Consider the following 18066-nt stretch of genomic DNA (forward strand, 5'->3'; position numbering starts at 1 on the left):
ACCACGGCCGCGCCATGCCCGACCACGAGGTCTTCTTGCGGTCCCGAATTAACAGTCTTGTTACGGATGCCGCATAGATCCGGGCAACTTGATACGTCTACGGTGCTCAATTATTCGGCCACCGAATCAAGTGCTCGGGCAACCAAGGCTCCGGGACGGCGGCCCCGTGAACCCAAGGAGACCCCAGATGCGCACCACGCATGCCGGACGGGCCACCCGGCTGGCCGTCGGCGCGGCCGCCGCCGTCGCCCTCCTCGCCGGATGCTCCACGTCCCCCGGTGCGGACGGGGCAGACGCAGGCCGCACCGATGTGAACTACGCCCTGCCCGCCAACGCGACCCCCAACTGGATAGTGCCGCTGGGCATCGCGGGCAAGCTCGCCACCCACAACTCCGCCATCATGCGCACCCTCTGGGAGCCGCTGGTCGCCTACGACGGCTCCGAGGGCGAGGTGGGGCGCGTTGCTCAAGCGGATCTCGCCGACGAGATCACCTTCGCCGACGACGGCCGCTCCGTGACCATCACGCTCGACGAGGGCCGCACCTGGAGCGACGGCGAGCCCGTCACCTCCGCGGACGTGAAGTTCTGGTTCGACCTCGTGACCGCCAACACCGACATCTGGGCCAGCTACTCCGAGGGCCGCATGCCCGACAACGTCACCGAGGTCGCCACCCCCGACGACACGACCGTCGAGCTCACGTTCGACCAGGTCTACAACCCGGAGTGGCTGCAGGCCTCCCAGCTCACCCTCGTCGTACCCCTGCCGTCCCACGCCTGGGCCAAGACCGCCGACGACGAGGAGCCCGACCCGGCGCTCGCGGAGACGGAGGAGGGCGCGCGGGCGATCTTCGACTACCTCGTCACGCAGAGCGAGGACCTGGGTACCTACGCCACCAACCCGCTGTGGCAGACCATCAACGGGCCGTACTCCCTGACCGGGTTCACCGACTCGGGCCAGGTCGAGCTGACCAGGAACCCGCAGTACGACGGCGACGACGCCGCCTCGATCGAGACCGTGAACCTGCTCCCGTACACGTCCACGGACGCCGAGGTGAACGCGGTGCGCTCGGGCGCCGTCGACTACGGGTACATCCCGACTACCGGCCTCGACGCGCCGGAGCAGTACGAGCAGCTCGGCTACGCCGTCGAGCCGTGGGCGGGCTGGTCCATCACCTACCTGCCGTACAACTTCAACCACCCCGAGCTGGGCCCGGTCTACCGCCAGCTCTACGTGCGCCAGGCGCTGCAGCACCTGGTGGACCAGGAGCAGATCTCCGACGTGATCTGGAAGGGCGCGGCGCTGCCGGGTTACGGCCCGGTGCCGCAGAACCCCGAGAGCGACTTCCTCTCCGAGGAGCAGAAGAACAACCCCTACCCGTTCGACCCGGAGGCCGCCGCGGCGCTGCTGGCCGACCATGGCTGGACGGCAGGTTCCGACGGCGTGCTGGAGTGCACGGCCCCAGGAGAGGCCGACGACGAGTGCGGCGCCGGCATCGACGAGGGCCAGCAGCTCGCCATCACCATCCTGTCGCAGAGCGGTTCGGCCGAGACCGACAACATGTTCGCCGAGATCAAGTCCACCTTCGACCAGGCCGGCGTCGCCGTCACCATCGAGTCGGCGCCGCTGAACACGGTGCTCTCGTCCATCGCCCCGTGCACCGCCGACCAGCCCGACTGCGACTGGCAGCTGCCGTTCTTCGGCACGGCGGGCAGCTGGTACTTCGGCGGCTACCCGAGCGGCGAGCGCGTGTTCGGCACGGGCGCGGCCTCCAACTTCGGCTCGTACTCGGACGAGGCGTTCGACACCCTCATGCTCAACTCCACCGAGAGCACCGATCCGTCGGTGATGCAGGAGTACTCGAAGTACGGCGCCGAGAACCTGCCGGTCATGTGGCTGCCGAACCCCGTCTACCAGGTCTCGGTGATCAGAGACGGCCTGGAGGGCACCACGCAGGACCCGCTGGCCAGCTTCCACCCGCAGCGCTGGAGCTGGGCCGGCTGACATGACAACAGCGATCCCCGCACAGAGCGGGTCCGTTCAACCCGGGGTCGCCGCGCCCGTGCCAGTCAAAGCACAGCGCGGCGGCTTCGGCCGGTTCCTGCTCCGCCGGGTGCTGCAGGCGCTTGTCGTTGTCCTCGTGGTCAGCGTCATCGTCTTCGCGCTGCTGCACGCGCTGCCCGGCGGGCCGGCCCGCGGCGTCCTGGGCCAGCAGGCCACGCCCGAGCAGATCGCCGCGTTCGAGGCCGCCAACGGCCTGGACCAGCCGGTGGTGCTGCAGTACTTGTCGTTCCTGGGGAGGTCGCTGACGGGCGACCTCGGCGAGTCGTACCTGCTCAACCAGTCGGTCGCCGACGCCATCGGCCTGCGGCTGCCCAAGACGCTGCTGCTCACCGGGCTCTCGCTGGTCGTCGCCGTGGTCATCGCGGTGCCGATCGGCGTGTACCAGGCGGTGCGCCGCAACCGCGCCGTCGACTACTGGCTCTCGACGCTGGCGATCGTCGCCTACTCGACACCGACGTTCTTTCTCGGGATGCTGCTGATCCTGCTGCTCAGCCAGGGTGCCGGGCTCTTCCCCGCGGCCGCGCCGCAGGGCAACGGGGTGCTGGAGGTGCTGTCCCAGCCCGCGGGGCTCGTGCTGCCCGTGCTCACCGGTGCCGTGCCGATAGTGGCGACGTTCAGCCGCTACATGCGGTCCTCGACGCTGGACAACCTCGGCGAGGACTACGTGCGCACCGCCCGTGCCAAGGGCACCGGCTACCGGGACGTGGTGACGCGGCACGTGCTGCGCAACTCCCTGACGCCGGTGGTCGCGATGCTCGGCTACTACCTGCCCGTCATGTTCGGCGGCGCGCTGGTGGTCGAGCAGCTGTTCAACTACCCGGGCATGGGGCTGCTTTTCTGGAGCGCCGCGCAGAGCAGCGACTTCCCGGTGCTGCTCGGCTGCGTGCTGGTCATCTCGGTGGCGACAGTGGTCGGCTCCCTGCTGGCCGACGTCGTCCAGGCCCTGCTGGACCCGCGCACCCGCGGGGGCCTGCGATGACCGCTCTGCGACGTTTCACGAGAAACCGGCTGGCCGTGGTCGGCGCGGTGGCCCTCGTTGTGCTTGTGCTGTTCGCCGTCGTGGGCCCGTGGGTGTACCCGACGGAGCAGGTGGCGACCGACCTTGCCGCGGCCAACCTGCCGCCCGGGGTCGACGGGCACCCTCTGGGCACGGACGCGCTCGGGTACGACAACCTGGGCCGGCTCATGGCCGCCGGCCGGGTGTCGTTGCTGGTCGGGGTCCTCGCGGGAGCGCTCGCGACGGTGGTCGGCACCCTGTGGGGCGCGGTCGCCGGTTACGTGGGCGGGGTTGTGGACGCCGTCATGATGCGCGTGGTCGACGCCGGTATCGCGATCCCCGCGATCTTCCTGCTGCTGGTGCTCTCCACGATCGTGCGGCCCACGGTCGGCATGATGATCGTTGTGCTCGGCCTGGTGTCCTGGCTGGTGCCCGCCCGGCTGATCCGGGCCGAGGCCCTGTCGGTCCGCACGCGTGACTACGTGGTGGCAGCCCGTGCGATGGGCGCGACCCACCGCCGCACCGTGCTCACGCACGTCATCCCGAACACCGTGGGCACCGTGGTGGTGAACGCGACCTTCCAGGTCGCCGACGCCATCCTGCTCGTGGCGTACATCAGCTTTCTTGGCATGGGCATCCAGCCGCCCACCACCGACTGGGGTGCGATGCTCAACGACGGCATCAGCTACATCTACCAGGGCGCCTGGTGGCTCATCCTGCCGCCCGGCCTCGCGATAGTTGTTGTCGTCTGCGCCCTGAACTTTGTGGGCGACGGGCTGCGGGACGTCGTCGACGTGAAGGGGAGAACGGTATGAGCAGCTCCGCTCTTGATCCGGTGAGCGACACCGTGCTGCGCATCCGGGACCTGACCGTCACCTTTACTACCGACTCGGGCGAGGTGCCCGCCGTGCGCGGCATCAACCTGGAGGTGGCGCGCGGCCGCGTGGTCGCTCTGGTGGGCGAGTCGGGCTCGGGCAAGAGTGTCACCTCGCTCTCGGTGCTGGGGTTGCTGCCCTCGACGGCGCGCATCTCCGGTTCGGTGGAGCTGGCCGACGGCGGCACGCTGCGCGACGTCGTCGCCACCGAAGAGGACCAGCTCGTGGACCTGCGGGGCCGCGTGGCGTCCATGGTCTTCCAGGAGCCGATGACGGCGCTCAACCCGACCATGACCCTGGGCGACCAGATCGCCGAGGCGGTGCTGAACCACGAGCGGGTGCCGCGCGCCGCCGCCCGGGAGCGGGCCGTCGAGCTGCTCCGGTCGGTCGGCATCCCCGAGCCGGAGCGGCGGGCGCGGCAGTACCCGCACGAGCTGTCCGGCGGGCAGCGGCAGCGGGTGGTCATCGCGATCGCGCTGGCCTGCGAGCCGCACCTGATCGTCGCCGACGAGCCGACCACCGCCCTCGACGTGACCGTGCAGGCCGAGATCCTCGACCTGCTGCGTGACCTGGTCGCCGAGCGGGGTACCGCGCTGCTGCTCGTCACGCACAACATGGGTGTGGTGGCGGACATCGCGGACGAGGTCGCCGTGATGTCCGAGGGCCGGATCGTGGAGCACGGGCTCGTGGAGCAGGTGCTGCTCGCGCCCGAGCACGAGTACACGCGCACCCTGCTCGCCGCGGTGCCGGCGGTGCCGCCGGCAAGCTTGGGTCCGGCGGGCGGGGCGTCGTCGGCGTCGGCGTCGGACCGGGTGGCTGCCCCCGAACCAGGCAACGAACCGGGCGAGGAGTCGCGCGACGATCGCGAGGTCGTGCTCGACCTGCGCGGCGTCAGCCTTGAGTACCGCGTGCAGGGCCGGCGCGTGCGCGCCGTGGAGGATCTCGATCTGACCGTGCGTGCGGGCGAGGTGCTGGGGCTGGTCGGCGAGTCGGGCTCGGGCAAGTCGACGGCGGGGCGGGCCTGCCTGGGCTTGCTGACGCCGTCGACGGGCGAGGTGCTGCTGCTCGGCGCCTCCGTGGCGCGGGCGAGGGGGCGGGCGCGACGGCGTCTGCTGGCCGACGTCGGCGTGGTGTTCCAGGACCCGGGTGCGTCGCTGGACCCGCGCAAGCTGGTGGGCGAGTCGATAGCGGAGCCGCTGGTGATCCACGGCCGGGACGGGCGGCGCCTGTCGGTGGCCGAGCGGCGGGCGCGCGTGCGCGAGCTCCTGGATGCCGTTCGGCTGCCCGCGGGCGCCGAGCGTCGCTACCCGCACGAGTTCTCCGGCGGGCAGCGGCAGCGCATCGGGCTGGCGCGCGCCCTGGCCCTGCGGCCGCGCCTGCTGGTGGCCGACGAGCCGACCAGCGCACTCGACGTCTCCGTGCAGGCCGAGGTGCTGCAGGTGCTGCGCGACCTGCACGACGAGCTCGGCTTCGGCTGCCTGTTCATCAGCCACGACCTGGGCGTGGTGCACGAGCTGACCGACCGCGTGGCCGTGCTGCGCGCGGGCCGCCTGGTCGAGACCGGCACGACGGCCCAGGTGTTCAGCGCGCCGCGCGAGCTGTACACGGCCGAGCTGCTGGCCTCCGTGCCGACGCCGGACCCGGCGGCACAACGCGAGCGACGCGCGGCCAGGCTGCGCCTCGGCGTCGCCCGATGACGGACGGGGTGGAGGCGGGCGAGGCGACCGTCGGCGTCGACATCGGGGGCACCAAGATCCGGGCCGCGGTTGTCACGCCCGACGGCGAGGTGCTCGCCTCCGCGACCGCGCCGACGCCGTCGGGCGGCGAGGTGATGCTCGACGTTGCCGCCGACCTGGTCACGCGCGTGACGGCTTCGGCCGGAGTGCCGGTGTCGGCCGTCGGTGTCGGTGCGGCGGGCGTCGTCGACCCCCGAACTGGCGAGGTGCTCGCGGCGAGCGACACATTTGTCGGGTGGGTCGGCACGAACCTGCGGGCCGGGCTCGCGAGCCGGACGGGTCTGCGGGCCACCGCCGCGAACGACGTCGACTCGTTCCTCGTGGGCGAGGCGACGTGGGGCGCCGTGCGCGGCGTCGAATCGGCGGCGGGGATCGCGCTCGGCACCGGCGTCGGGGGAGCGCTATGGCTGGACGGAGCGCTCTACCGGGGCGCGGGCGCGGCCGGGGAGATCGGGCACATGCCGGGGTTCGGTGACGCGCGGTGCACCTGTGGCCAGCGCGGACACCTGGAGACGCTCGCCTCGGGCCGCTCGGTGCAGCGCCGGTACGCGGAGCTCGTGGGGAGTGCGGAGGCGCAGGGCGTTGGCGCCACCGAGATCGAGGCCCGGGCACGCGCCGGCGACCAGGTGGCGGCCCGGGTGTTCGCCGACGCCGGGCACGCCGTCGGGTCGGCCGTCCTGGTCGTGGCTGCGCTGCTCGACGTCGGGCACGTGGTCGTGGGCGGGGGACTCGCCCGGGCTTGGGACCTGGTGGAACCCGCACTCCTGGCCCGGCTGCGCGAGGAGCCGCCGGTCTCGGGGCACGTGATCGAGGTGCGCCGGGCGACGCTGGGCGGGGACGCAACGGTCGTCGGTGCGGCGGCGCTAGCCAGGCGCTCGATGTAGTGCCGCTTCGAGAACAACCTCGGGTACCGGAATCGGCAGGGATCGGTACCCGAGATCGTTCTCGAAGCGGACTACTCAGCTCGGCGGACTACGACGGCAGGGTCCAGCGCTGGGCTGTGCTGCCGTTGCAGTCGGCGATCTGGGTTCGGGTGCCGTTGGTCTGCACCCCGCCGATGGGCTGCAGGCAGCGCCCGGACTGTGGGTTGCGTAGCGCCAGGGTGCCGGCCGTGGACGTCCACTGCTGGGCACCCGTCCCGTTGCAGTCCCAGAGCTGGACGGCGGTGCCCGCCGCGGTGCCGCCGCCGGCGACATCGAGGCACTTGCCGAACGCCCGGAGCGTGCCGTCGGTGCCGACGGTCCACTGCTGAGCCGCGTTGCCGTTGCAGGTCGCGAGCTGGATCGGGGTGCCGTTGGCGGTGGCGGCGCCGGCGACGTCGAGGCAGATCCCGTTGCTCGCGGTCACGGTGCCGGTGCGGCCGCCTCCGGTCGGGGGTGTGTCGTAGACGCGGACGTAGTCGATGCGCATCGTCTGGGGGAACTGCGTGGTGCCGTCCGGGTACCCCGGCCAGTTGCCGCCCACCGCGACGTTCAGGATGAAGAAGAACGGCTGGTTGAACACCCAGGTGTCGCCACCCAGGTTGGCCGGGGTGAACGTCTGGTAGGCCACGCCGTCCACGTACCAGGTGATGGAGTTGGGGCTCCAGTTGATCGCGAAGGTGTGGAACGTGTCGGCGAACGCCCAGTTCTGCGGGTGCACGTAGGACCCGGTGATCGGGGTGGCGCCGGAGTAGCCCGGGCCGTGCAGGGTGCCGTGCACGCGGGTCGGCTCCCGGCCGATGTTCTCCATGATGTCGATCTCGCCGGAGTTGGGCCACGGGACACCGTTGTCGATCCCGCTGCCCAGCATCCAGAACGCCGGCCAGATGCCCTGACCGCGCGGGATCTGGATCCGGGCCTCGAGGTAGCCGTACTGCCGTTCGACCCTGTTCGCCGTGGTCAGGCGGGCGGAGGTGTAGCCGGTGCCCTCCCGGCGGGCCGTGATGACGAGGTTGCCGGCACCGTCCATGGCGGAGTTGTTCCGGCTGTTGGTGTAGACCTGCAGCTCGTTGTTGCCCCAGCCACCTCCACCCGTCTCCTGGTTCCAGTTCGCGGCGCTCGGTCCACTGCCCGCGGCGCCGTTGAACTCGTCCGACCAGAGCAGGGCGGCGGTAGAGAAGTCCGGCGGCGCGTCCGCGGCAGTGCCGATCTCGGGTGCCTGGGGCGCTGCAGCCGAGGCCACGAGCGAGGCGGACAGGACCAGGGTCAGGGCCGCGACTGCCGTGACTGAACTTCGGATGGTGCGGTGTCTGGTGCTACGCATGGATCGCTCCTTCGCGAACATGTGTCTCCCGCCGCACAGGGGAGCACGACAGGCCTAGCTGCAGCAATCGCTCGTGCGCCCGGGACTGTCACGGGCGGTGCGTGAGTGTTGACGAAGCAGTGCATTGAAAGAACTGAAGCAGTGCAGTGAAAGAAGTATCAGCGCCGTGCGGCGGCACAACAACGGGCTGGTCAGCAGTTACGTGTTTTCCCCACGGCGTCCCACACGGCCGGGCCCGACGCCGGACTCGAAAACGCGGACGGCGCCCGACCGCGGGGGTGCGGTCGGGCGCCGTCGTAGTGCCGGCTGAGGGATCAGGCGGCGGTAGTGACCTCGATGCGCTGCGGCGTCGTGCCGGTGAATACGCCCGGGACGGTGACCGTCAGGACACCGGCGTCGTAGGACGCGCGGACGACGTCGCCGTCCACGGACTTCGGCAGTGTGACCGTGCGCCGGAAGGCGCCGAAGCGGACCTCCGAGATGCGACGGCCCTCGGACTCCTCCGAACGCTGGTCCTTGCGCTCGCCGCGCACGACGAGCTTGCGGCCCTCGACCTCGACAGTGATGTCGGCGGCCGGGTCGACGCCCGGCAGGTCGAGGCGGGCGACGAGGTCCTCGCCCTCGCGGTAGACGTCGGCCGCGGGCACGGGGCCCTCGGTGGACGCCTGAGCGCTCCACGGGTCGCGGACCCAGGTACGGGCGAACGGGGAACGGGTGGTGAGTACGGCGGTCATGATGTTCTCCTCAGGTTCGGTCTGATGACTACTCCAACCTGAGTCGACCCGACTCAATTTCCGGGTTCGCCGACGGCGGACGGCGCTCGGGACGGCCGGCCCGTCAGTGCCGCGTGATCGTCAAGGTCGCGGCGTCGTTCGGGCCGACGGCGAGCTCCGCCGTCCCGCCGACCGGGAACGTGAGCAGCGGGCTGGTGTGCCCGAAGTCGACGCCGGCCAGGACGGGCTTGCCGCGCAGCGCCGGCTGGCGCGCGACGATCTCGTCGAGCGCCTCGCGGGTCACGGCGGAGCTGCTCTGGAACCGGCCGACGACCAGCCCGGTGACGCCGTCGGCGTCGGGCTGCTGGAGCAGCGAGGTGAGGTTACGCGCGACGTGTGCCGCGTCCGACTCGAAGTCGTCCTCGAGGAAGAGGAGCGCGCCGTCGAGCGACGGCATGTTCGCGGTGCCCTGCAGCAGGTTGAGCGTGCAGAGGTTGCCGCCGACGATCCGACCCGAGGCCTGCCCGGGGCGTAGTGACCACCAGCCCTCGTTCGGGACCGGGGTGCGGTCGTCCTGGTCGGCGTACCACGCGTCGTCGGTCCAGGCCCGCGACGGTTCGACGGCGATCGGGGCGTCGGCGGTCACCGCTGCGCGGAACCAGTCGCCGGTGGGCTCGAAGTGGTCGCGCATGCCCCAGCTCGACCAGTGCGGGCCGGAGTAGGTGACCAGGCCGGTGCGGGCGAGGATCGCGTTCTGCAGCGCGGTGATGTCCGAGTAGCCGCAGAAGACCTTCGGGTTGGCCGCGATGAGGTCGAAGTCCAGGTGGGGGAGCAGCTCGTTGCTGTTGAACCCACCGATCACCGTGATGATCCCGGCCACGGTCGGGTCGGCGAACGCGGCGTGCAGGTCCGCCACCCGGTGCTCGATCGAGCTGCTGCGGAACTGGTCGTCCTCGTCGACGTGCTCGCCGAACGTGAGGGTGAGCCCCATGGCGGCGAACCGCTCGTCCATCCACCGGGTGTTGTCGTTCTCCATGATCAGCGTCCGCGACCTCGAGGGCGCGACCACCCGGACGGTGTCGCCGGGCCGGAGCTTGGGCGGGACGATCGTCTCTGCGTGCGCTGGCATGACCGCAGCGTAGATCGGGGTCGTGGGTATCGGCCTCCGGATTTCCGCGAACAGGAGGAACCATGCACGCCACGCGCATCACGGCCAACCTCCGGGTGGCCGACATCGAGGCAGCAAAAAGCTTCTACGCCGACTACCTCGGGCTCGGCACCGAGGAGTTCAACCTCGGCTGGGTGGCCCGCTACACCTCGCCCGAGACCGGCGCGCACGTCCAGCTCGTGACGGGCGACACGACGTCGCCCGAGGACTCGGTGATCTCGGTGCACACGCCGGACGTCGACGCCGCCTACGAGGAGGCGCAGCGGCTCGGCTACGAGATCGTGCATCCGCTGACTACGGAGTCCTGGGGTGTGCGCCGGTTCCTCGTGCGTGCTCCGGACGGCAACGTCATCAACGTCGTGCGGCACCGGGACTGAGCCGATCCTCCCTGATAGCATCTCCTATCGGGAGGGGATCGAATGAAGCGTGAGACAGAACGAGCGTCTGCCGTCGAGCGAGCGTTTGTTGAGCACCTCAGGCGGACGAGTCTGCATGCGAGCGAGCTGCGAGCGTCCGCGACGCGGGAGCTCGTTGTCGCGGTCAATCAAGCTCATGAGCTGGGCTGGAGCCAACGCAGGATCGGCTCGGCGCTCGGACGTAGCCAGCCGGAGATCGCTCGTCTCTTGAAGTTGGTAGCGGAAGGTGCTGATCAGAGGCACGACGCCGTACCGCTGCTTACCGTGCTCCTTCGAGACCGACGGGACGAGATCGTTGAAGCTGCGGGGCGTCGCGGCATACGCAATGTCCGTGTCTTCGGATCCGTGGCGCGTGGAGAGGACACTTCCGAGTCGGACGTCGACCTGCTTGTCGATCTCGACCCGGGGGTCGGCCTCTTCGCGCTCGGGGCACTGGAGGTCGAGCTCGAAGAGATGCTCGGGCGTGAGGTTGATGTTGTGATCGCTCGCGCTTTGCGCGAGAGCGTCGCCGCAACAATCGAGGCAATCCCTCTGTGATCGACAAGGACCAGCGCAACGTCGAGTCTGCGTTGCACCATCTGGACGTTCTGAAGTCATACCTCGAGCAGGGGACTATGGATGACCCGATGCTCTTCGACGCCGTATGCCTCCGCCTCGGAGCCTCGATCTCCACGCATACGAGGACGTCCTGCGAGGTCTCCTTCGGCAAGGTCCGTATATCTAGGTCGTTCTCGAAGCGGACCGCCGGCGTCGGTCCGCTTCCGCTTGTCAGCCGTGGATCGGGCCCTCCGTCTCGGTCAGGGGGCGGGCCGAGGCGCCCGAGCGGGCGGCGATCATCTCCGCGGCGATCGACACGGCAGTCTCGTCGGGGGTGCGTGCGCCGAGGTCGAGCCCGATCGGGCTGCGCAGCCGGGCCAGGGCCTCCGGCGGGACGCCGTCCTCGACCAGCCGGGCCATCCGTTCGTCGTGCGCGCGGCGGGAGCCCATCGCGCCCACGTAGGTGCCGGCCGGCAGGTCGGTGAGGGCCGTGCGCAGCAGCGGCACGTCGAACTTCGGGTCGTGGGTCAGCACGCACACGGCGTCCCGCCCGGAGACACGGCCCGCCTCGATCTCGGCCGAGAGGTACCGGTGCGGCCAGTCGGCCACCACCTCGTCGGCGTCCGGGAAACGGGCGGTCGTCGCGAAGATCGGGCGGGCGTCGCACACCGTGACGCGATAGCCGAGCAGCCGCCCGGCGCGTGACAACGCCGCGGCGAAGTCGATAGCGCCGAACACCAGCAGCCGCGGGCGCGGGGCGAAGACCTGCAGAAACACCCGGTTCCCCGTCCCGGTGCGCTCCCCGCGCGGCCCGTACTCACGCACGGCGGAGACCCCGGTTGTTATCTGCCCGACGGCGTCCGCGGCCACCGCGGCGCTGAGCCCGCCGTCGTCGTGCCCGGTGGGGATGCTCAGGTGGGTGCCGAGCACGGCACCGGCGTTGCCCGGGGCCGCGATGACCGTGGCGAGGCAGACGCCCGGGGCGAGCGGGCCGCCGTCGGGCAGCGGGGTGCCTGCGGCCAGGACCTGCTCGGCGAAGGAACCGAAGCCCGGCCAGGCCGCCCGGGAGAGGGGCGCCACGAAGACCTCGATGGTCCCGCCGCAGGTCAGGCCCACCTGGAACGCGTCTTCGTCGGAGACGCCGTAGCTCGCCAGTACCGGGCGGCCGGTCTCGGCGACCTCCAGGCAGAGGTCGTAGACGGCACCCTCGACGCACCCGCCGGACACGGATCCGATCACCTCGCCGCCCGGCCCGACGGCCATCGCGGCGCCGGGCTCGCGCGGCGCGGACCGGAAGGTGCGCACCACCGTGGCGACGGCCGCGCGCTCGTCGGCGCGCCACCAGTCCAGCAGCTGCGGCAGGAGATCCCGCATCCGGCGTCCTCTCGTCGATCACACGCTCCGGCTCGCCAGAATCTCACGCACCCGTTGAGCGCCGATGTCGGGCGAGTTTCCGGCACGTCTGTCACGCCGGGGTTCCCGGGGTGATGATGGGAGGGATCGCAACGACGCGAGGAGGACCCGATGAGAGCAGCAGTGGGCGACCGGATCGTCACGGCCTCAGGAGTGGTCGGCGGCGCGGTGCGCGACGGCGTGGTGACCGAGTGCCCCCACGGCGACGGCTCGCCGCCCTACCGCGTGAAGTGGTCCGATACCGGCGAGGAGACGCTGGTCTTCCCCGGCTCGGACACGTTCGTCGACCCGGACACACCGATGGGGTCGGACGAGCCCCGCGCAGCGCGGCAGGGCCGCGCGCTCACCTGGGACGTGCGGATCACCGTCGTCGAGTCCGGGGGCAGCACGACGGCGGAGGCCACCGTGATGAACGGTCCGCCGGAGTCGCTGCGCGGCGTCGGGCATGCGAGGAAGTCGCCCGGGGACCCCGAGGTACCCCTGATCGGCGACGAGATCGCCGCCGCCCGGGCACTGCGGAAGCTCGCCGACCGGCTGCTCGCGGTGGCCGAGTCGGACGTCTCGGAGGCGGTCGGGCACCGGGCGCACCTGCACAAGTAGCCGCGCTACGCCAGGATCCCGGAGGCATCCAGCGCGCCGCGCACCTCGGCGTCGAGCCACGGCTCGATGCCCTCCCAGGTGGTGCGCCACGAGACGCCGGTCAACGTTGTGCCGTCGGGGAACGTCTCGATGTAGTCGGCCTGGAGCACTCCGAAGCTGTCGCACCAGAACGCGTTCGCGGGAGTACCGTCGACGAGCTGGTCGATCCGCATCGCCGACGTCGAGACGCCGTCGGGCAGGATGAGCGGCTGGGTGTCGGTGCGGACCAGCAGGGCGTGCCGCGTGCGCGTCGGGTCGGCGTCGTCGAGCTGCGTGTACTCGACCCACGCCCCGACCGCCGCGAGCTCGAGTACCAGGAGGTACCGCGCGAACGAGGGCACACCGTCCTGGGCTTCCGGCGGGAGGTCGGCACGTTCGAACGCCACGTCGACGCCGCCGGGCTCACGCTGCAGGGAGTACCGCACCCACTTGCGGATGTCGCCGTCGTACTCGACCTGCATCCGGGCCCGGAGCACGACGTCTGGCGTGGGGCGCATGGCCAGCACCGAGTCCAGCAGCCGCAGCCCGTCGTGGGTCCACGAGTCCCGGCGCACCACAGCGCCGTCGGGCGTGGTCCCGTTGTTGCTCAACGCGTGGATGTGCATGTTCGATTCTCGCCCCGGGTCGTTCGGGGAGTACATACCTCGACCGGGTGACTACACGGGATAAGTTGCGGACATGGGTGATCGTGTGGACGTGGAACAGCACCGGGCCGACGTCGCCGAGCTCCTCGCGGGGCTGACCGACCGGCCCACCGAGACGATGCCGGTGTACGGGAAGCTGGTGGGGAGGCTGCTCGCGGCCGACCTCGTCGCCCCCGGGCCGCTGCCGCGCTTCCGCAACTCGCAGATGGACGGCTTCGCGGTACGCGCCGCCGACGTCGCCTCGGCCGCCCCGGGCGCTCCCGTCACCCTGCCCGTCGTGGGCGACGTCGCCGCCGCGCCGGGCGAGCCGGCCCCGCTGGAGCCGGGCACCGCAGTACGCATCATGACCGGCGCCCCCGTGCCCGACGGCGCGGACACCGTGATCCCCGTGGAGGACACCGATCACCGGACCTTCAACAGCGGGACCTTCAACAGCGGGACCTCCAGCACCGCGGCGCACAACGCCGCCAAGGTGGTCATCACACGCGGCCGCGAGGCCGGGGAGTTCGTCCGGGAGGCAGGGTCCGACGTCGCCGAGGGCGCCGTGGTGCTGCGCGCCGGCACCGTGCTCGCGCCCCACCACGTGGCGGCCGCCGCCGCGTGCGGGATCGACACGCTGCACCTCCGCGCGCCGGTGCTGGTCGCGATCGTGTCCACCGGCAGCGAGCTCGTCCCACCTGGCGGGGAGGCAGGGCCCGGCCAGGTCTGGGACGCCAACGGGCAGGCGCTCGCGGCCGCCGTCCACGCGGCGGGTGGGCGGGTCGAGCTCCACATGGATCTGCCCGACGATCCCGAGACCGCGCGCGCCGGCCTGGCCCAGGCCGCGCGGCAGTGTGACCTCGTGCTTACGACCGGCGGCGTCAGCCAGGGCGCCTACGAGGTGGTCAAGGACGCCCTGCCCGAGGTCACGTTCCGCTCCGTGGCGATGCAGCCCGGCGGGCCGCAGGGCCTCGGTCGCCTTGACGGCACACCCGTGCTGACCTTCCCGGGCAATCCCGTCAGCGCGCAGGTCTCGTTCGTCGTGTTCCTCCGCGACGTCCTGCGGCGCGCCGGCGGTCTGCCGCCGGTGGAGCAGGTCTCGGCGGTGCTCGACGACGCCGTCGGCTCGCCCGCCGGGAAGCGGCAGCTGCTGCGCGGGCGGTGGGTGCGGGACGACGGCGCCGCGGGCGGTGCGCTCGGCGGGGCGCCGCGGGTCGCCGTCGTCGGCGGGCCCGGGTCGCACCTCGTGGCGTCCATGGCCGCGGCGGACGTGCTGATCGACGTTCCGGCGGCCACGACCAAGCTCGAACCTGGGGCCGACGTGGTCGTGTGGCCGCTGTGACCCCGCAAGCGACGACCCCGCAAGCGACGACCCCGTACCCGACGGACGACAAGGGATTCCCGATGGACCAGGTAGTACGCGTGACGCAGGACGTGCTCGACGACACCGTCACGCGGGCCGTCGAGGCGGCGGTGGCCGCGCCCGAGTGCGGGGCAGTGGTCACGTTCCGGGGCGTGGTCCGCGACGAGGACGGCGGCCGCGACGTCACGAGCCTCGACTACGAGGCGCACCCCGACGCGACCGGCGTCCTGCAAAAAGTGTGTCAGGCCGTGGCCGCGGAGACCGGGCTGCGCGTGGCCGCGACGCATCGGTACGGGCACCTGGAGGTCGGGGACGTCGCGCTGGTGGCGTCGGCGTCGGCGGGGCACCGCAAGGAGGCGTTCGAGGCCTGCTCCCTGCTGGTGGAGCGCATCAAGGCCGAGGTGCCGATCTGGAAGAAGCAGCAGTTCACCGACGGCGAGTCCGAGTGGGTAGGTCTGTAGCGATCTGACGCACCCGCGTGACCGCCCGGCCGATGGTGCGGGTGGGCCGGGCCAGGCTCGGCAGGGCCAGGCTCGGCAGGGTCCTCGGGAGGTACCTCGGCAGGGTCAGGCTCGGCATCGACAGGCCGGGCACCGTGAGGCTCGGCATGCTCATGCTGATGTTCGGCAGCCGCTGGATCCCACGCTGGATCCCGCGCCGCCAGATGCGTTCGCGCACCGGCGGGGGCGGCACGTCGAGCTGGGCGTAGAACGCCTCGGCGCACGCACGCCATGAGAAGTGCTCCGCGTATCTTCGGGTGTCCTCGCGGGAGCAGCCGAGCGCGGCGAGGCAGGCCGCGCGCAGGTCGTCGTCGACAGCGCCCGCGCCGGAGCCCGGGATGAGGTCGCGGGGTCCTGGCGCGTCGAAGCCGGCCACCGGTGTGCCCGACGCCATCGCCTCCAGGATGACCAGGCCGAACGTGTCGGTGCGGCTCGGGAAGACGAGCACGTCGGCGTCGGCGAAGTGCCGGGCCAGGTCCTCGCCCGAGCGGCGCCCCCGGAAGTGCGCTTCGGGGTGGTCGGCCTCCAGCTCCGCGCGAGCGGGGCCGTCGCCCACCACCACCTTCGAGCCCGGCAGGTCCAGGGCGAGGAACGCCTCGACGTTCTTCTCCACGGCCAGCCGCCCCACGTAGAGGAACACGGGGCCGGGCAGGTCGTTGTACACACCGCCGTCCTGGCCGGGTTCCGTCTCTTGTGCCCGACGGCGGGGGTGGAACTGCTCGGTGTCCACGCCCAGGCTCCACGGTGTGACGTTGCGGATGCGCCACTGGGTGAGCTGCTCGCGCATGGTCGGCGTCGTGACCAGCACCCGGCCCGACTTGTCGTGGAACCTGCGCATGTACCCGTACCCGGCCCAGAGCGGGAACCACGACCAGCGCGCGCTCAGGTACTCCGGGAACTGGGTGTGGTAGCTGGACGTGAACGGGAACCCGAAGTGGTCGCAGACGCCGCGCGCGTACCAGCCCAGCGGCCCCTCGGTGGCGATGTGCACGGCGTCGGGCGCGAACTCCAGGAAGCGCCGCTCCACGTCGTCGCGCGCCATGATGGGCACGCGGATCTCGGAGTAGGTGATCAGCGGGATGGTCCGGTAGCCGTCCCACGGCGTGACCATCTCGACCACGCAACCCATCCGGCGCAGCTCGGCGACCGTGCGGGAGAGCGCAGTGGCGACGCCGTTCACCTGCGGTTCCCAGGCGTCGGTCACGATCATGATGCGATGCGGCCGATCGGTCGCTGTAATCACGGCGCGATTCAACCACGTTCCGGGCGAAAACTGATTACGACAGGCTCGGGCGCTCAGCCGCCGATGGCGCCCAGGCGCTCAGCCGCCGATGGCGCCCATGCTGCGCTGCGTCTCGGCGAAGGCGTCGGCCGCCAGCTCGACGGCGTCGCTGCCGTGGGCGCGGGGCTTGGCCCACATCGCGGCGCGCCAGGCGTCGCCGACCTCGTCGTCCGTGGCGCCGTTGCGCAGCAGGGACTTCAGGTCGGTCTCCTCGTTGCCGAACAGGCAGGAGCGGACAGTGCCCTCGGCGGTCAGCCGGGTGCGGTCGCACGCCCCGCAGAAGGAGCGGGTCACCGAGGCGATGATCCCGACGGTGGCCGGGCCGTCGTCGACCAGCCACTCCTCCGCCGGGGCGGACGGGTCCTCGCGGCCCGCCGGGGTCAGCGTGAAGCGCTCGCCGAGCCGGTCCAGCAGGTGGGCGGCGCTCACGACGTCGTCGCGGGTCCAACGCCCGTCGGCGTCGAGCGGCATCTCCTCGATGAAGCGCAGGTTGCAGCCGTGCTCGACGGACCAGGCCAGCAGGTCGGCGGCGCCCGCCAGGGTCTCGGGCAGGAGCACGGCGTTGATCTTCACCGGCGCGAGCCCCGCGGCGAGCGCGGCCCGGATGCCCTTGAGCACGTCGTCCAGGCGGTCGCGGCGGGTCAGGGTCGCGAACGCCTGCGGGTCCACCGTGTCCAGGGAGATGTTGACGCGGTCCAGCCCGGCGGCGACCAGCGCGTCCGCGCGCTTGTCCAGGCCGAGCGCGTTGGAGGTCATGGAGATGCGGACGCGCTCGGCGGGCGGTTGATTGCCCGACGTCGGTGCGCCTGCTGTAGTGCCGCCTGCTGTGGTGCCGCCTGCTGTGGTGCCGTGTGACGGCGCGCTGTTGGCCGAAGCGCTGGAGCGCAGCGAGGCCATCGCGTCGTCGGCCGCCCGACGGGATGCGCTGATGATCTGCTCCAGGTCGCGCCGCATGAGCGGCTCGCCGCCGGTGAACCGGATGTCCCTCAGGCCCAGGTCGCGCACGCCGATGCCGACGAGCCGGCCGATCTCGTCCGGCGTCATCAGCTCGTCGCGCGGGATCAGCGGCAGGCCCTCGGCAGGCATGCAGTAGGTGCAGCGCAGCGAGCACGCGGTGGTGATGGAGACGCGCAGATCGCGGGCAACTCGGCCGTACCGGTCGACGAGCAGCGGGGTCTCGGGGCGCAACCTGCCTGCCGGAGCCGTGGCACGCCGTGGCACGCCTCGCACCGACGGTATCCCGAGAGTGACAGCGGCCATGCCCCGAGACTAGACCAGCGCCGACCGAGGTCCGGCGACCCGACCGCCCTGTAAGAACTACGTCAGAAACGTGGATCGTCGGGGGTGTGGTGGCGGGGTTCGTCATGCGGTGGTGTGAGGTCCGGGGGCGAGCCCGGCGTTCCGCTCAGAAGGGTGGCTCGTCGGGGAAGGGCCCCGGCCGTTGTTCGGCCGTCGTCAATCCGGTGCTCCGTGGCGTGATCTGCTCCCTGGTCCGTCG

Annotated in this window: 17 protein-coding genes; 10 read left to right on the forward strand and 7 right to left on the reverse strand. The window is 71.5% G+C overall.

What is annotated here, in order from left to right; genetic code table 11:
* Window positions 1-187 precede the first annotated feature (187 nt).
* From AB1046_RS21370 to AB1046_RS21390, 5 genes are read left to right on the forward strand one after another with little or no spacing between them, the layout of a single operon-like run.
* Entirely contained in the window at window positions 188-2002 is a 1815-nt protein-coding gene (locus AB1046_RS21370) for a peptide ABC transporter substrate-binding protein (RefSeq protein WP_369371297.1), read from the forward strand.
* 1 nt (window position 2003) lies between these two features.
* Window positions 2004-3041, forward strand: a complete 1038-nt coding sequence (locus tag AB1046_RS21375; RefSeq protein WP_369371298.1) for an ABC transporter permease — start codon at window positions 2004-2006, stop codon at window positions 3039-3041.
* Window positions 3038-3874 (forward strand): ABC transporter permease, encoded by an 837-nt coding sequence (locus AB1046_RS21380; RefSeq protein ID WP_369371299.1) that lies wholly within the window; start codon window positions 3038-3040, stop codon window positions 3872-3874. Before AB1046_RS21375 ends, AB1046_RS21380 begins: the two co-directional genes overlap by 4 nt.
* Complete coding sequence (locus AB1046_RS21385) at window positions 3871-5631, forward strand: dipeptide ABC transporter ATP-binding protein (RefSeq protein WP_369371300.1); 1761 nt, start codon at window positions 3871-3873, stop codon at window positions 5629-5631. The genes AB1046_RS21380 and AB1046_RS21385 overlap by 4 nt, the downstream gene beginning before the upstream one ends.
* Window positions 5628-6554: an ROK family protein gene (locus AB1046_RS21390; RefSeq protein ID WP_369371301.1), complete on the forward strand. Its 927-nt coding sequence runs from the start codon at window positions 5628-5630 to the stop codon at window positions 6552-6554. Before AB1046_RS21385 ends, AB1046_RS21390 begins: the two co-directional genes overlap by 4 nt.
* Window positions 6555-6642: 88 nt before the next feature.
* Here the strand turns inward: AB1046_RS21390 and AB1046_RS21395 are convergent, their stop codons facing one another.
* From AB1046_RS21395 to AB1046_RS21405, 3 genes are all read right to left on the reverse strand, one after another.
* Entirely contained in the window at window positions 6643-7914 is a 1272-nt protein-coding gene (locus tag AB1046_RS21395; protein ID WP_369371302.1) for a family 16 glycosylhydrolase, read from the reverse strand.
* 314 nt (window positions 7915-8228) lie between these two features.
* A complete protein-coding gene (locus AB1046_RS21400; protein WP_369371303.1) occupies window positions 8229-8648 on the reverse strand; it encodes an Hsp20/alpha crystallin family protein in 420 nt (139 codons plus the stop codon).
* A gap of 103 nt (window positions 8649-8751) precedes the next feature.
* Window positions 8752-9756: a S66 peptidase family protein gene (locus AB1046_RS21405; protein WP_369371304.1), complete on the reverse strand. Its 1005-nt coding sequence runs from the start codon at window positions 9754-9756 to the stop codon at window positions 8752-8754.
* Window positions 9757-9818: 62 nt separating this feature from the next.
* On the opposite strand from AB1046_RS21405, the gene AB1046_RS21410 reads away from it, so the two are divergent.
* The gene (locus AB1046_RS21410; RefSeq protein WP_369371305.1) at window positions 9819-10172 is read left to right on the forward strand and encodes a VOC family protein; all 354 of its coding nucleotides are present in this window, start codon (window positions 9819-9821) and stop codon (window positions 10170-10172) included.
* Window positions 10173-10214: 42 nt separating this feature from the next.
* Complete coding sequence (locus AB1046_RS21415) at window positions 10215-10748, forward strand: nucleotidyltransferase domain-containing protein (protein WP_369371306.1); 534 nt, start codon at window positions 10215-10217, stop codon at window positions 10746-10748.
* A 231-nt stretch (window positions 10749-10979) separates the two neighbouring features.
* On the opposite strand, the gene AB1046_RS21420 is transcribed toward AB1046_RS21415, so the two are convergent.
* On the reverse strand, window positions 10980-12122 hold the full coding sequence (locus AB1046_RS21420) for an XdhC family protein (protein ID WP_369371307.1): 1143 nt from the start codon (window positions 12120-12122) through the stop codon (window positions 10980-10982).
* Window positions 12123-12272: 150 nt separating this feature from the next.
* Between AB1046_RS21420 and AB1046_RS21425 the strand changes: the two genes are divergently transcribed.
* Window positions 12273-12761, forward strand: a complete 489-nt coding sequence (locus AB1046_RS21425; protein WP_369371308.1) for a dsRBD fold-containing protein — start codon at window positions 12273-12275, stop codon at window positions 12759-12761.
* A 5-nt stretch (window positions 12762-12766) separates the two neighbouring features.
* Here AB1046_RS21425 and AB1046_RS21430 read toward each other — a convergent pair whose 3' ends face one another.
* Window positions 12767-13405: a hypothetical protein gene (locus tag AB1046_RS21430; RefSeq protein ID WP_369371309.1), complete on the reverse strand. Its 639-nt coding sequence runs from the start codon at window positions 13403-13405 to the stop codon at window positions 12767-12769.
* Window positions 13406-13478: 73 nt separating this feature from the next.
* Between AB1046_RS21430 and glp the strand changes: the two genes are divergently transcribed.
* Together glp and AB1046_RS21440 are read left to right on the forward strand one after the other, a co-directional pair.
* Window positions 13479-14765, forward strand: coding sequence for a gephyrin-like molybdotransferase Glp (gene glp, locus AB1046_RS21435; protein ID WP_369371310.1), 1287 nt, complete (start codon window positions 13479-13481; stop codon window positions 14763-14765).
* A gap of 62 nt (window positions 14766-14827) precedes the next feature.
* Window positions 14828-15247 carry a molybdenum cofactor biosynthesis protein MoaE gene (locus AB1046_RS21440; RefSeq protein WP_369371311.1) on the forward strand — a complete coding sequence of 140 codons (420 nt, stop codon included), beginning with the start codon at window positions 14828-14830 and terminating at the stop codon, window positions 15245-15247.
* On the opposite strand, the gene AB1046_RS21445 is transcribed toward AB1046_RS21440, so the two are convergent.
* Both AB1046_RS21445 and AB1046_RS21450 read right to left on the reverse strand, forming a co-directional pair.
* The gene (locus AB1046_RS21445; protein ID WP_369371312.1) at window positions 15213-16529 is read right to left on the reverse strand and encodes a glycosyltransferase family 4 protein; all 1317 of its coding nucleotides are present in this window, start codon (window positions 16527-16529) and stop codon (window positions 15213-15215) included. The genes AB1046_RS21440 and AB1046_RS21445 overlap by 35 nt on opposite strands.
* Window positions 16530-16607: 78 nt before the next feature.
* Complete coding sequence (locus AB1046_RS21450) at window positions 16608-17828, reverse strand: GTP 3',8-cyclase MoaA (protein WP_369371313.1); 1221 nt, start codon at window positions 17826-17828, stop codon at window positions 16608-16610.
* Window positions 17829-18066: the final 238 nt, after the last annotated feature.

This window comes from Promicromonospora sp. Populi (assembly GCF_041081105.1).
Classification (GTDB): Bacteria; Actinomycetota; Actinomycetes; order Actinomycetales; family Cellulomonadaceae; genus Promicromonospora.

Bases quoted from the DNA above. Each gene is read 5' to 3' on its own strand.
- AB1046_RS21370 (WP_369371297.1), top strand. From the start codon at position 188: ATGCGCACCACGCATGCCGGACGGGCCACCCGGCTGGCCGTCGGCGCG.
- AB1046_RS21375 (WP_369371298.1), top strand. From the start codon at position 2,004: ATGACAACAGCGATCCCCGCACAGAGCGGGTCCGTTCAACCCGGGGTC.
- AB1046_RS21380 (WP_369371299.1), top strand. From the start codon at position 3,038: ATGACCGCTCTGCGACGTTTCACGAGAAACCGGCTGGCCGTGGTCGGC.
- AB1046_RS21385 (WP_369371300.1), top strand. From the start codon at position 3,871: ATGAGCAGCTCCGCTCTTGATCCGGTGAGCGACACCGTGCTGCGCATC.
- AB1046_RS21390 (WP_369371301.1), top strand. From the start codon at position 5,628: ATGACGGACGGGGTGGAGGCGGGCGAGGCGACCGTCGGCGTCGACATC.
- AB1046_RS21395 (WP_369371302.1), bottom strand. From the start codon at position 7,914: ATGCGTAGCACCAGACACCGCACCATCCGAAGTTCAGTCACGGCAGTC.
- AB1046_RS21400 (WP_369371303.1), bottom strand. From the start codon at position 8,648: ATGACCGCCGTACTCACCACCCGTTCCCCGTTCGCCCGTACCTGGGTC.
- AB1046_RS21405 (WP_369371304.1), bottom strand. From the start codon at position 9,756: ATGCCAGCGCACGCAGAGACGATCGTCCCGCCCAAGCTCCGGCCCGGC.
- AB1046_RS21410 (WP_369371305.1), top strand. From the start codon at position 9,819: ATGCACGCCACGCGCATCACGGCCAACCTCCGGGTGGCCGACATCGAG.
- AB1046_RS21415 (WP_369371306.1), top strand. From the start codon at position 10,215: ATGAAGCGTGAGACAGAACGAGCGTCTGCCGTCGAGCGAGCGTTTGTT.
- AB1046_RS21420 (WP_369371307.1), bottom strand. From the start codon at position 12,122: ATGCGGGATCTCCTGCCGCAGCTGCTGGACTGGTGGCGCGCCGACGAG.
- AB1046_RS21425 (WP_369371308.1), top strand. From the start codon at position 12,273: ATGAGAGCAGCAGTGGGCGACCGGATCGTCACGGCCTCAGGAGTGGTC.
- AB1046_RS21430 (WP_369371309.1), bottom strand. From the start codon at position 13,405: ATGCACATCCACGCGTTGAGCAACAACGGGACCACGCCCGACGGCGCT.
- glp (WP_369371310.1), top strand. From the start codon at position 13,479: ATGGGTGATCGTGTGGACGTGGAACAGCACCGGGCCGACGTCGCCGAG.
- AB1046_RS21440 (WP_369371311.1), top strand. From the start codon at position 14,828: ATGGACCAGGTAGTACGCGTGACGCAGGACGTGCTCGACGACACCGTC.
- AB1046_RS21450 (WP_369371313.1), bottom strand. From the start codon at position 17,828: ATGGCCGCTGTCACTCTCGGGATACCGTCGGTGCGAGGCGTGCCACGG.